Origin of the sequence: Blautia sp. SF-50, from assembly GCF_900101315.1 — a bacterium.
In the GTDB taxonomy this organism is placed as follows: domain Bacteria; phylum Bacillota; class Clostridia; order Lachnospirales; family Lachnospiraceae; genus Blautia_A; species Blautia_A fusiformis.
Genome location: NZ_FMUW01000001.1, coordinates 139229 through 152570, shown reverse-complemented (window position 1 = coordinate 152570; position 13342 = coordinate 139229). Strand labels below are relative to the sequence as shown.

Below are 13342 nucleotides of genomic sequence, written 5' to 3'. Positions count from 1 at the left end.
ACGTGTAGAGTTTAAATAAATGTAATTACATAAAAAGAATCAGCAGGAGAAAAACCAGAATGGAAAAATCAACAGTTTATTTCACTGATTTTCGTTGTCCGGTGGGAACCAGCCAGCTGGACAAACTGAAAAAACTCTGTGTTGCCGCAGGAATCAAAGATATCGATATGGATGGAAAATTCGTAGCCATCAAGATGCATTTCGGAGAGCTTGGAAATATGGCATTCCTTCGTCCGAACTATGCAAAGGTAGTTGCAGATCTTTGTAAGGAGCAGGGCGGAATGCCGTTCCTGACAGATTGTAATACTCTTTATCCGGGAAGCAGAAAGAATGCACTGGAGCATCTGGACTGTGCAAATCTTAACGGATTTAACACGATCACAACCGGATGCCAGATCATCATCGGTGACGGAGTTCGAGGAACCGATGAAATAGAAGTTCCGGTAGTAAACGGAGAATACTGCAAAACTGCCCTGATCGGACATGCTATCATGGACGCAGATATTTTTATCAGTCTCAGCCATTTCAAGGGACATGAGACAACCGGCTTTGGCGGTGCTCTGAAGAATATCGGTATGGGATGCGGAAGCCGTGCCGGAAAAATGCAGCAGCATGCCAGCGGAAAGCCGGCCATCCATGAAGATGTCTGTCGTGGCTGCCGCCGTTGTGCGAAAGAGTGCGGAAGTGATGCGATTACATATGTAAACAAGAAAGCAGTTATCGATTATGATAAATGCAAAGGCTGTGGCCGCTGTATCGGGGCCTGCAGCTATGATGCCGTATACAATCCGAATAGCAGTGCAAACGAGCTTCTTGACCGCAAGATGGCAGAGTATGCACAGGCTGTCTGTCACGGACGTCCCCATTTCCATATTGCACTGGTACAGGATATCAGCCCTAACTGTGACTGCCATGGTGAAAATGATGCGCCGATCCTTCCGGATATCGGAATGTTCGCAAGCTTTGACCCGGTTGCACTGGATCAGGCCTGTGCAGATGCCTGCCTGAAGGCAACACCGATCGCCAACAGCCAGCTTGGAGAGCATCTGGCAGAGCCGGGATGGCACTGTCATCATGACCACTTTAAGGATTCCAATCCGAATATTGAGTGGAAGGCAACCCTGGATCAGGCAGAAAAGATCGGTCTGGGAACCAGGGAATATGAGCTGAAGATAATCAAATAAGCAACAGAAATCATATAAAATCACGAAAGCACGCCTGTTACATGGCGTGCTTTTTTGCGTAAATAAAGAAATATAAAATGAAAAAACGTAATAAGCGGAGCTAATGTGCAGGAAAACGTGCAGGAAAACGTGCAGATCGTGTGTACAGAAACAGGCTGCATTCTGTGAGCAGAGAATATAGAGCAGGCCTGAAATCTTTTTCAGAGGAGGAAATTATGACAGGAATACAGAAAAAACAGCGTCTGCTGACTATGATATTCGGAGCTTTCGCGATCTTTTTTACCGGATATCCCCATGTATGGTCTATTTACCAGCCCTATGTGATGGAGCAGGCAGGCTGGAGCCAGGGACAGGCATCCATGTGCTTTTATCTGGCACTGAGCACCTTTGTATTCGGAAATATCGTAGGCGGAAGGATGCAGAACCGCTTTAAGGAAAAGACGATTGTATGGATCGGAGGCGGGATCTTTGCGGCAGGAATCCTGGCATCCGCATTTCTGATCGTTCCTACACCGTTTCCTATGTATCTGTCCTATGGCGTGATGCAGGGATTTGGACAGGGAATGATCTACACGGTGATCTTGGCAACTGTGCAGAGATGGTTCCCGGACCGTACCGGATTTGCTTCCGGTGTTGTGGTAACTGCCAACGGACTTTGCGGATTTTTCCTGGCGCCGCTGAGTCGAAAGCTGCTGGAGGCAGAGGGAGTGCAGAAAACCTTTCTGATCATTGGGGCAGCCATCGCAGTTTCCTGGATCCTGTGCGGCATCTTTTTTCAGGCACCCGATAAGAGTCTGGTGAACGCAGGTGGCTCTGCGGCAAAGTCCGGAACATCGGAGATGAAGCAGTATACATCCGGAGAGATGATGCGTACAAGAAATTTTTATCTTCTTCTTGCGACCATGTTCTTTGGACTGATTTCTTATTTTATGGTTTCACCGGTATCCCAGACCTACCAGATCGACCTTGGGATCCCGTCTGCAGTGGCAGTCAGCGCTGTTATGCTTGGATCCATTGTCAATGCGGGAGCAAGACTGGTGCTTCCGACACTGGCAGATAAAGTGGGAAGGATCGTCTGCATCAAAGGAGTGCTGATCGTGGCAGTGATCGCTATGGGAGTTCTCGCTGTATCAAGATCCCTGGCAGTAACGGTTGCTGTTGTGCTGATGTACGGCTGCTACGGCGGCATCATGGGAAGCTTTCCGTCCCTGACAAGCTCTATTTTCGGAATGAAGCACACCGGGGAGAATTACGGATTTGTCATGTTCGGCATTGTATTTGCAACCTTTGGCGCACCGGCGATCTCCGGTCTGGTGAGCAGTAATGGCTATGAGCTGAACGCCCAGGTTGGAATCCCTGCGAAATTATCGGACACCGGGGTTACGGATGAGTATTTTGCGCAGATGACAGAGGATGCCATGAAAAGCGGAAACATTGCGGTAAATCCTCAGAAAACCGTTCATGAGCATATAAAGTAAATGTAATACAAACATGTTCAGACTGGCAGCATAATTGCGATCATGCTGCCTTTTTTGCTGCTTTCCAGTACTTTTACCTGTCCGTTATGCTGTCTGACAATTTCACTGACAAGTGCAAGCCCCAGGCCGGCACCTCCCATAGCGCGGCTTCTTGATTTGTCCACACGGAAAAACGGGGTGAAGATTTTTTCCTGATATTCAGGAGGAATGCCGATTCCGGTGTCGGAGACTTCAAGAAAGACGTAATTGACAGAGGTGGATGTATCTGTTATTTCTTCGGAAGGATGGATATTTACGGTTACTTTTCCACCGGAGTGATTGTATTTGATCGCATTTTCCACAAGATTGTACACAGCGCGATACAGCAGCAGATAGCTTCCGGTAATGATGCAGTCACCTTCCTGCTGGATCAGTTCAACTTCTTTCTGTTCCGCTATGGAAGCCAGGTCGCAGAAAACCTCATCCGTCAGTGCTGCCAGAGAGATCCTTTCGGAACGTTCAACAGTCTGTACACCGGTCATATCCAGGAGGATTTCAGCCAGATGGGAAAGTCGCCCGGTCTGTTCCTGGAGCATGGCAAAAATCTCCTGATAATCTTTTAAAGCAGGTGCTTCCCTGCGGGCAAAAACCTCCAGATTTGTCTGGATAACGGCAAGAGGAGTCCTAAGCTCATGGGCTGCATTGGCAGAAAACTGCTTCTGAGCAGTAAAGGCCTCATCCAGGCGTGCGAGCATTTTGTTAAATGAAATTGTCAGGCGGGAAATTTCATCATTGGTAGCAGGAACTTCAAGAGCCTCTGAAAGGTTCTGGACCTCTATTTGGTTTACCTCTTGGCTGAGTCTGCGAAGCGGAAGTAATGCCTGACGGCTGATAAAATAAGTGCAGATGCTGCTGAGAAGGATGATGATCCCTGTTACCATGAGTCCTTTGGTGAGAAAAAGTTTTTTGGTCAACTGCAGCTGATCGGAAAGCTCCGGAAATAAGACGGAGGGATCCATATTAAAGGTGATGGGAGCAGAGTCTGTGTTATCGATCCGTATCATGTAATCTCCCAGATTCTCCATTCCGGCAACTGCAGACTGACTGATAAAAAAATACATCAGAATGCAGGTGACTGTCATAAGCAGTGCGGTGATCAGTGTCAGACGCCATTGAAGAGATAGCTTTCCGGTTATTTTTTTCATTTTATATCCTCCGTTAAAATGTAACCCTGGCCGATCTTATTCTGTATTGGATCAAAGCCGAGAGCCGTGCGCAGCTTTTTTCGAAGAGAAGAAATGTGGACACGAATGGAATTGCTGAGACTGTTGACGCTTCCGTCCCAGATATGCTCGATCATTTCTTCCGGGCTTATGATACGGTTCTGATGAAGAAGGAAATATTCCAGAAGAGAACTTTCCTTTCGGGTCAGAGAAAGAGGAAGTCCATCGATACTGGCCTTTCTTGTACGGGTATCAAAGCTGATACGTCCGCATTGCAGACATACATCCTGCTGGATAAATTTCCTTCGTGTCAGACTTCGGATCCGTGCCTCCAGCTCTTCAAAATGAAAAGGCTTTGTGAGATAGTCATTGGCACCGAGATCAAGCCCTTCAACCTTGTCCTGGATCTGTCCTCTAGCAGATAGGATCAAAACGGGAGTGGAAGTATTGGATTCCCGAAACTGGCGCAGGATTTCCAGCCCATCAACGCCTGGAAGGTTCAGATCAAGAAGGATGAGATCATAATTTTCCACCAGACATAATTCCAGTCCCTCATCCCCGTCAAAACATGTGTCCGCTTCATAGCCATCCATGCGAAGCCCCTCCGCAATAGACTGGCAAAGCTGCTTTTCATCTTCGATTATCAATATATGCATAGTAAATTCTCCTAAAAAACAGTTGATTTTGCTTTGTTATCTATCATATCATGTATAGCATAAAATTCCTGTAAATTTTTTTATTTCTTAACAGAGATTTTATACAGGGGATGATATAGTAAGGCTATAGAGAACAAAATTAACATATAAAATATACGCCGGTTCCGGATATGGGCCGGTGATATCAGAAGGGAGAATATAAACAATGAAATTAAGAACACAGAAAATAACAGCACTTATGGCAGCAGCGGTATTAGGAATATCTGCATTAGGAAGTGTGCCGGTAACAGCGGCAGAAAGCACGGAAACAGCAGATATCGGAGAGGCAATGGCGGTGGATGGAGAGGCAGTTTCATCAGATCTGGTAGCAGGTACATTTAAGCCTTCCGACGTAACCTGCAAGGCACAGGATTCTTATGAATATCCGTTTCTGGGACTGAAGCTTTCACTTTCAAAGGAGCTGTTAAAGCAGATCAAGGATCAGAGCATTGCAATGCTTACCACGGAAGATTTTGAGAATCAGACCAATGCAGTGACATATGCCTATATAAGCTGGAGCAAAATGACAGAGGAACAGAAAAACGCCGAAATACAGAAGATGGGAACAGGATATGACGACTGGGTGGCAGGTCTGGACAGAATTGGTACAATTGGTGTTTATGACGAAGCTTCACAGAAAAAGCTGGATGAGATCACTGGCTGTACAGAGCATAAAGAGCTTGGAAGCAGTAGTGACGGGAAATACAAATATTATCTGAGCACCAACAAAGATGCAGATGAAAAGCTGACAAAGGAGCTGGAAAAGATCAAAACCGACATTACGGAAATGACACCGTATCAGAATATTTCCGTGTTTGAACAGCCTCAGGATACCAGCGTCAACCCGGAGGATGTAAAATCTGTAGGAAAATTTGAAACAACAGGAATAGATGGAAAAACATATACAGAAAAAGTATTCAGTGACTATGACCTGACGCTGGTAAATATTTTTACAACCTGGTGCTCACCATGTGTAAAAGAGATTCCGGAACTTCAGGAGCTTTATAAAGAAATGAAAGATAAAGGCGTCGGAGTAGCAGGCGTGGTGCTTGATACTACAGATGAAAAGGGAAATCAGGACGAGGAGGCAGTAAAAAAAGCAGGCATTCTTCAGGAAAAAACAAAAGCAGAATATCCGTTCCTGATACCGGATACTACTATGATGAACGGCCGTCTGCAGGGGATTTCCGCATTTCCTGAAACATTTTTTGTTGACAAAGATGGAAACATTGTAGGCGATACCTATACAGGAAGCCATACACTGGACGAATGGAAGGAAATCGTGGAAAAAGAGCTTAAAAACGTTTCAAAGTAGAAGATGATCATTACGGAGAGTGAAAAAATGATTCGGAAAATAACAGAATCCAGGTGGATCGGACCTGCTCTGGCAGTTTTGGGAATTTTACTGATGATACTGGGAATCTGCAGGGGCGAGGTGTCTGTAGTTTTTACAAAAGCGATCAACATCTGTATGGAGTGTATTGGCATTGGATAATAAGAAGATGAAAATAAATGAATGGCCGCGGCATGGAATCCAGGCATTGTGGGCGGCCCTTACAAACAGTCACATATCAGGGTTTGTGACTGGAAAGATCTATACCGGAAAACTGAAAAATGTCTGTGTTCCGGGGCTGAACTGTTATTCCTGCCCCGGGGCAAGAGGGGCCTGTCCCATTGGTTCCCTTCAGGCTGTGATCGGAAGCTGGAACTTCAAGATGGCATATTATGTAGCTGGATTTCTGATCTTTGTAGGAGCGTTGCTTGGAAGACTGGTGTGCGGATTTCTCTGCCCCTTTGGACTGATCCAGGATCTGTTGAACAAGATTCCTTTTCCAAAGAAGATCCGGACATTTCGGGGAGATAAGCTTCTGCGAAAACTGAAATATGTGATCTTTCTTGTATTTGTGATCATACTTCCCATGTTTGTAGTAGATATCATGGGCCAAGGAGCACCATATTTCTGCAAGCTGATCTGCCCGGCAGGAACGCTGGAGGGAGGTATCCCTCTGGTGCTGCTGAACAAATCCATGCGAAGTGCAGTAGGCTGGCTGTACATGTGGAAAAATACAATCCTGGTGATCACCATTATCTTATCAATTATGATATACCGGCCATTCTGTAAGTATATCTGTCCGCTGGGAGCTTTTTATTCGGTATTTAATAAAGTTTCCGTTTTTCGTTACAGAGTAGATAAAGAAAAATGTGTTCACTGCGGAAAATGCAGAAATATCTGCCAGATGGAGGTCGATCCGACGGAAAATCCCAACAGTGCAGAGTGCATCCGATGTGGAAGATGTAAAAAGATATGTCCGACACAGGCAATCCGGTGTGGGTTTGCAAGCAAACCCTGATACAGAAAAATACGAAAACGGTACAGCTTATAAAATATAAGGTGTACCGTTTTTTGCAGAAAACTACTTTTCCATATTATCTATCAGTAACATATTCAGCTGTTCCCAGCGCTTCAGATCTTTTTTTGTAAAAAGCAGCTGGTGGCGGAACGCTTCGGTAAGCTCCTGTGGTTTTAAAGTGATCACACATTTGAATGCGCAGGGCATCAGATCCGCACTGGAAATCCCACACAAAAGTCCTGTTGTAAAATCTCGAAGCTCCAGAGGATTAAAAATGTACAGGAGATCTTCTTCCAGTGGGTTATACTGATTTACAAAGGAAAAACGGATCAGCATATCACTGTAAAGAACTTTTCCGGTGTAAAAAATCTCACTGCTTCTTCCGTTGGCAGAAACAGAACAGATCGTTAAGGTTGCTTCGTATTTTCCGGATTCGCCTTTTTTTTCATAAATATCGATGACGCCATCCTTCGTACGCTGATAGCGTCCATCGTAAAAGTAAAAATATAGTCGCTGTGCCTGAAAAAATGGGCTTTTTTGTCCTTTTCCCAGTGCATTGGACGGTTTACTGGCTGTTTCAGGAAGACCAGTGGTAAGCTGGGACATAGATACCTGGAGAATCTGGCTGATCTCATATAAAGTTTCGATATCAACGGAGATATCTCCATTTTCATATTTGCATACGGTAGCTCGACTTTTATGGATGGCATCTGCCAGATCCTGCAGAGTCATCTTTCCGGCTTTTCGGTATTTTCTTATTTGTTCACCTACATAACAGGTAAAATTACTCATTTTGTTTCCTCATACTATCTATTTTTCTTATTAATTTTTATTGTATACGATTATATCGGAAAAACCGGTATTTTGTAAAGTAGTAAGAAACTTTTTTGAAATAAAATTTCGTAAAAAGAAACTTCTGCCATTTGCACTTATCTTTATTTAAGGTAAGATATGGCTGTTAGGCTGAAGGTTTCAACCTATATCAAATATATATTTGAAGAGGGGAAATTGAAATGAAAGAAAAAGGAAGTAGCTTTTCCGGCTCAATAGGCTTTGTCCTGGCGGCAGCCGGAAGTGCAGTAGGAGTTGGAAATATCTGGAGATTTCCATATCTCTGTGCCAAAGATGGCGGAGGACTTTTCCTGCTGGTTTATCTGGTACTGGTACTGACTTTTGGATTTGTACTGTTGACAACGGATGTAGCACTTGGGAGAAAGACAAAGAAAAATGCATTGAGGGCTTTTGAATCTCTTGATCCAAAGTGGAAATTTTTAGGACATTTAACGTTTATGGTTCCGGCATTGATCATGACCTATTATTCTGTTATCGGTGGATGGATTGTAAAATATTTTTTTACTTATATTATTTCTGATGGGAAAGATGCGGCTTCAGATGTATACTTTACATCATTTATTACATCAGATATTGCACCTGTTGTATTTATGCTGATCTTTCTGGCATTGACTGCCTGGATCGTATTTCGTGGTGTGGAAAAGGGAATCGAAAAGTTTTCCAGGATCATTATGCCGGGGCTGATTCTTCTGATCGTGATCATTGCCATTTTTTCACTGACACTGTCCCATACTGATACGGATGGAACTGTCCGCACCGGTATGCAGGGGCTGGCTGTTTACCTCAAACCGGATTTTCATGGATTGACGGTAAAACGCTTCCTGGAGATCCTTCTGGATGCGATGAGCCAGTTATTCTTTTCCTTAAGTGTATCTATGGGAATCATGATTACATATGGTTCTTATGTGAAAAATGAAGTTAATTTAAATAAAGCAACAAATCAGATTGAGATCTTTGATACCGGCGTTGCGTTTCTTGCAGGAATGATGATCATACCGGCTGTTTTTGTATTTCTCGGAAAGGATGGAATGGCTTCCGGCCCAAGCCTGATATTTATCTCACTGCCAAAGGTTTTTGATGCCATGGGAGTATTTGGCCGTCCGGTGGCAATTGCATTTTTCCTGATGATGGGATTTGCGGCACTGACTTCCTGCGTGTCTGTCATGGAGACACTGGTTGCAAACTGCATGGAACTTTATCATAAACCACGTAAGAAAATGTGTGGTGCTGTCGGAATTTATTCTCTTGTTACAGCAGTACTGATCTGCCTTGGTTATAACAAACTGTATTTTGAACTTAAACTGCCAAATGGTTCCGTTGGACAGCTTCTGGATGTGATGGATTATATCAGCAACAGTTTTCTGATGCCGTTTATCTCACTTTTGACAAGCATTCTGATCGGCTGGGTGATCGGCCCTGACTGGATCATAGGAGAAGTGGAACGAAATGGGGAACACTTCAAACGGGCAGGGTTATATCGCTTTATGATCCGTTATGTAGTGCCGGTTGTAATGCTGATATTATTCCTGGTATCTACAGGATTTGCAGATTTGATTTCATAAGTGTGGTAATATGTTTATGGCGTCTGGACAGTCGCATTAACGGATGACCAGTACAAGATACGATTAAATAACAGAGGATTTGATGAAAAAAGATATGTACGAATGTTGGAGAGAAAACTAATACATAGAACGGAAATGATTCAGAAAATTAGACTTAGCTCACTTTAAAAGTGAAAAAATAATTTGATAATTTCTTGACAAGTACTAATAAATATGTTAGTATTCAATCATCAAATTAATAAAGTCTTCGGTGACTGACGGAGTTGTGGGATAACCACGAGGGAGCCGGAGATTCGATGAGTCGACCGTCTGGGCAGTATTTGAAAAACTTCAGATACTGCTCTTTTTTATGGGATAAAAGATGCAGACGGTTGCAGCGGAGAAAGGAGAACATTATGGGATTTAAAAGTGACATCGAGATTGCACAGGAGTGCACAATGGAGCCAATTACCAAGATTGCAGAGAAAGCAGGTATTGATGACAAATATCTGGAGCAGTATGGTAAATACAAAGCAAAGATCGACTATAATCTTCTGAAAGAAACAGACAAAAAAGACGGAAAGCTGATCCTGGTAACAGCCATCAACCCGACACCGGCAGGTGAGGGAAAAACTACGACAACCGTAGGTCTTGCAGATGGAATGCAGAGACTTGGAAAAAATGTTATGGTAGCTCTTCGTGAGCCATCCCTGGGACCGGTATTTGGTGTCAAAGGTGGTGCGGCAGGCGGCGGCTATGCACAGGTAGTTCCGATGGAGGATATCAACCTTCATTTTACCGGTGATTTCCATGCAATCGGTGCGGCAAACAACCTTCTTGCAGCAATGATCGACAACCATATTTTCCAGGGTAATGAACTGAACATCGACCCGAGAAAGATCACCTGGAGACGATGCGTGGACATGAACGACCGTCAGCTTCGTAATGTAGTAGACGGACTTGGCGGAAGAACAAACGGTATGCCGCGTGAAGACGGATATGACATCACTGTAGCATCTGAGATTATGGCAGTTCTCTGTCTGGCAAGTGATATCAAAGATCTGAAAGAGAGACTTTCCAGAATCATCATCGGATATACTTACGGTAAGGTTGCTGAGCAGAAACCGGTAACAGCAGGAGACCTCCACGCAGAGGGTGCTATGACAGCACTTCTGAAGGATGCCCTGAAACCAAACCTTGTTCAGACACTGGAGCATGTTCCGGCGATCGTTCATGGCGGACCATTCGCAAATATCGCTCACGGATGTAACTCCGTAACCGCTACAAAGATGGCTATGAAGCTTGCTGATTATGCCATCACAGAGGCTGGATTCGGTGCTGATCTTGGAGCTGAGAAATTCCTGGATATCAAGTGCCGTATGGCAGGTCTTACACCAAGTGCCGTTGTTATCGTAGCAACCGTACGTGCTCTGAAATATAATGGTGGCGTTGCAAAAGCAGATCTTAACAATGAGAACCTTGAGGCTCTTGAAAAGGGTATCCCGAACCTTCTGAAGCATGTAAGCAATATCAAAAATGTATACAAGCTTCCATGTGTGGTAGCTATTAACGCATTCCCGACCGATACCAAGGCAGAGCTTGATTTTGTGGAAGCAAAATGCAAGGAGCTTGGCGTAAACGTAGCACTTTCCGAGGTATGGGCAAAAGGTGGCGAAGGCGGAATCAAGCTTGCTGAGGAAGTGATCCGTCTTGTTGAAGAGCCGAATGATTTCACATATGCTTATGAACTGGAAGGCTCCATCGAGGACAAACTGAACCAGATCGTACAGAAGGTTTATGGTGGAAAGAAAGTGGTTCTTACAGCAAATGCCCAGAAGCAGGCGAAACAGCTGGAGGCACTTGGATTTGGCAACTGCCCGATCTGTGTGGCTAAGACCCAGTACAGCTTAACAGACGACCAGACAAAGCTTGGTGCTCCGACAGATTTCGAGGTAACAGTAAGAAATCTTAAGATTTCCGCAGGTGCAGGATTTATTGTTGCACTGACAGGTGAGATCATGACCATGCCAGGTCTTCCGAAAGTACCGGCAGCAACCAAGATCGACGTAGACGAGAGCGGTAAGATCACAGGACTGTTCTAATATAAAGATTTTTTGAGGGGAATTCAGATAGAAAGCGGTAGAGCTTGCAAAAATAGAGGTTCTGCCGCTTTTTCTTATATTGTTGTCTATTGCTCATGGCGGCGGTCCAGCCATTTACAGATGTAGTGGCCAACAATGTTCCCGGCCAGAAGGGTAAAGAACAAAGCAACATATTTCTGCATGGTGTTCACCTCTTTCATTCAGGATTGTATCTGCATTATATCATATTTCGAATGAAAATAATTGACTTTTTGCGGTGAATGGACTATGATGTGTGTAGCTAAAGAAAGTAATTATGCTTATCATGGGCAAAGCAAAACCCTCGGAAGTGGTCGAGACTTCCGGGGGTTTTTGTTTCGTTTATGTAAGGTGGTTTAATCCTTTCAGCTGGAGGTTCGGCAGCAACAGCATTATAGCATGTTCAGAACAAAAATGGTATAATATTATAAATTGTCAAGAATGTCAGCAATCTCCTGCTGCTTGTTGGGATAAAACTCACAATGTAGAGGAAAGTGCAGAGGGGACGCGCATGTGACATTTGCGTTAATTAAGAGGAATCCTATAGAAAAAATTGTAGAGATAAATGAATGTGGGGGGAAATATGGTATACACATGCAAATATAAATCGCTAATCGGAGATATTTTACTTGCCGCAGATGAAATCGGACTTACCGGTCTGTGGTTTGAAGGACAGAAATATTTTGCAAATACACTTCCGGAAGATTATGTTCCACAGGAAACGAAAATTCTCACAGAAGCAAAAAAATGGCTGGATGTATATTTCTCCGGTGAAGAACCGAAATTTACTCCGCCACTTCATCCCACCAGTTCAGTATTCAGACAGGAAGTGTGGAAGATTTTATTACAGATTCCCTACGGACAGACGATCACATATGGAGAAATTGCGCGCAGAATTGCAGTGATGAAAAACACTTCCCATATGTCCGCCCAGGCAGTAGGCGGTGCGGTTGGACATAATGAAATTTCCATTATCATTCCCTGCCATCGAGTCGTAGGAACAAATGGAAGCTTGACGGGCTATGCCGGAGGAATTGACAAAAAAATTTCACTTCTCAAGCTGGAACATACAGATATGAGCCGTTTGTTTATTCCAAAGAAAGGAACTGCACTGTAAAACTCAGGCTGAGAGGACGGTCTGGTGCAGGCGTCCACGAAAAGACAGATATTTTATTTATGAAAGCATGCTATGAAAATTGCCAGCAGGATTTCGGAGGAATAATTATGGGAAAAATACTGGATGAAGATTTAATCTACGAGATACTGTCCGTGGTGGAAGAGATACCTGAGGGAAAAGTGGCCTCCTACGGACAGATCGCACGTCTGATCGGGCGGGATAAAAATTCACGTCTTGTAGGAAAAGTCTTAGGTATGGCAGAATTTTACGGGAAGTATCCCTGCCACAGAGTTGTGAACCATGCAGGGCGTACTGCACCAGGCTGGAGAGAGCAGAAGATGCTTCTGGAAGACGAGGGTGTGGAGTTTAAGGCAAATGGATGTGTAGATATGAAGCAGTATCAGTGGGAGGAGTAGTGTTTTATGAATTGTAGAAATATGATGCAGATCCCGGAGCTTACAGAAGTTCTGAAGCTGAAAGCAGGGGAAAACGGTCTGGAGTAGTCTGTACGATGGGGCTATTTTGCAGACTGCCTGCAGTGCATCAAAAGTGAATACAGGATTGAATAACTATATCCATGGAGGAGAATTCGTAGTTCTGATAAATCCCAGTGTCACCAACGACAGCCGGAAACTCGTGCTGGAGGAAAAGGACAGAAACGCCGCAGAGCAGCTGTCTTCCTCTATTCTGGATGCAGAACATTTAAGCCGAGAGCGTGTGATGGCACAGGCCAGATATCTGAACCTTGCACCGCTTACCATGACCGATGAGTAGATGGAGAAAGGACTTGAGATCTTTGAAG

General features: G+C 44.2%; 13 protein-coding genes and 1 riboswitch. Of the genes, 10 read left to right on the top strand and 3 right to left on the bottom strand.

The genetic code is table 11. The features are described from left to right. Positions 1-59 precede the first annotated feature (59 nt). Positions 60-1184 (top strand): DUF362 domain-containing protein, encoded by a 1125-nt coding sequence (locus BLP57_RS00725; RefSeq protein ID WP_092068508.1) that lies wholly within the window; start codon positions 60-62, stop codon positions 1182-1184. 215 nt (positions 1185-1399) lie between these two features. Continuing rightward, on the top strand, positions 1400-2662 hold the full coding sequence (locus BLP57_RS00720; protein WP_092068505.1) for an MFS transporter: 1263 nt from the start codon (positions 1400-1402) through the stop codon (positions 2660-2662). Positions 2663-2679: 17 nt separating this feature from the next. Here BLP57_RS00720 and BLP57_RS00715 read toward each other — a convergent pair whose 3' ends face one another. Continuing rightward, on the bottom strand, positions 2680-3846 hold the full coding sequence (locus BLP57_RS00715) for a sensor histidine kinase (RefSeq protein ID WP_092068502.1): 1167 nt from the start codon (positions 3844-3846) through the stop codon (positions 2680-2682). Further along, entirely contained in the window at positions 3843-4520 is a 678-nt protein-coding gene (locus BLP57_RS00710) for a response regulator transcription factor (RefSeq protein ID WP_022426717.1), read from the bottom strand. The genes BLP57_RS00715 and BLP57_RS00710 overlap by 4 nt, the downstream gene beginning before the upstream one ends. A gap of 205 nt (positions 4521-4725) precedes the next feature. On the opposite strand from BLP57_RS00710, the gene BLP57_RS00705 reads away from it, so the two are divergent. The 3 genes from BLP57_RS00705 to BLP57_RS00695 are packed head-to-tail and all read left to right on the top strand — an operon-like array spanning position 4726 to position 6910. Continuing rightward, entirely contained in the window at positions 4726-5874 is a 1149-nt protein-coding gene (locus tag BLP57_RS00705; protein ID WP_059086046.1) for a TlpA family protein disulfide reductase, read from the top strand. A 27-nt stretch (positions 5875-5901) separates the two neighbouring features. After that, positions 5902-6054 carry a CD1871A family CXXC motif-containing protein gene (locus BLP57_RS00700; RefSeq protein ID WP_092068499.1) on the top strand — a complete coding sequence of 51 codons (153 nt, stop codon included), beginning with the start codon at positions 5902-5904 and terminating at the stop codon, positions 6052-6054. A 7-nt stretch (positions 6055-6061) separates the two neighbouring features. Further along, positions 6062-6910: a 4Fe-4S binding protein gene (locus BLP57_RS00695; protein ID WP_092068750.1), complete on the top strand. Its 849-nt coding sequence runs from the start codon at positions 6062-6064 to the stop codon at positions 6908-6910. A gap of 63 nt (positions 6911-6973) precedes the next feature. Here the strand turns inward: BLP57_RS00695 and BLP57_RS00690 are convergent, their stop codons facing one another. Beyond that, positions 6974-7702: a helix-turn-helix domain-containing protein gene (locus tag BLP57_RS00690; RefSeq protein WP_092068494.1), complete on the bottom strand. Its 729-nt coding sequence runs from the start codon at positions 7700-7702 to the stop codon at positions 6974-6976. Between the two features lie 221 nt (positions 7703-7923). On the opposite strand from BLP57_RS00690, the gene BLP57_RS00685 reads away from it, so the two are divergent. The 5 genes from BLP57_RS00685 to BLP57_RS00660 all read left to right on the top strand — a co-directional run bounded on the left by BLP57_RS00685 (position 7924) and on the right by BLP57_RS00660 (position 13314). Then, complete coding sequence (locus BLP57_RS00685; protein WP_021652983.1) at positions 7924-9324, top strand: sodium-dependent transporter; 1401 nt, start codon at positions 7924-7926, stop codon at positions 9322-9324. Positions 9325-9564: 240 nt separating this feature from the next. After that, a riboswitch (ZMP/ZTP riboswitch) is annotated at positions 9565-9646 on the top strand. Positions 9647-9719: 73 nt separating this feature from the next. After that, a complete protein-coding gene (locus BLP57_RS00680; RefSeq protein WP_092068491.1) occupies positions 9720-11405 on the top strand; it encodes a formate--tetrahydrofolate ligase in 1686 nt (561 codons plus the stop codon). 601 nt (positions 11406-12006) lie between these two features. Then, positions 12007-12540 (top strand): methylated-DNA--[protein]-cysteine S-methyltransferase, encoded by a 534-nt coding sequence (locus tag BLP57_RS00670; protein ID WP_092068747.1) that lies wholly within the window; start codon positions 12007-12009, stop codon positions 12538-12540. 107 nt (positions 12541-12647) lie between these two features. Beyond that, positions 12648-12956 carry an MGMT family protein gene (locus BLP57_RS00665; RefSeq protein WP_015527257.1) on the top strand — a complete coding sequence of 103 codons (309 nt, stop codon included), beginning with the start codon at positions 12648-12650 and terminating at the stop codon, positions 12954-12956. A 133-nt stretch (positions 12957-13089) separates the two neighbouring features. Further along, a complete protein-coding gene (locus tag BLP57_RS00660; protein WP_207646684.1) occupies positions 13090-13314 on the top strand; it encodes a hypothetical protein in 225 nt (74 codons plus the stop codon). Positions 13315-13342: the final 28 nt, after the last annotated feature.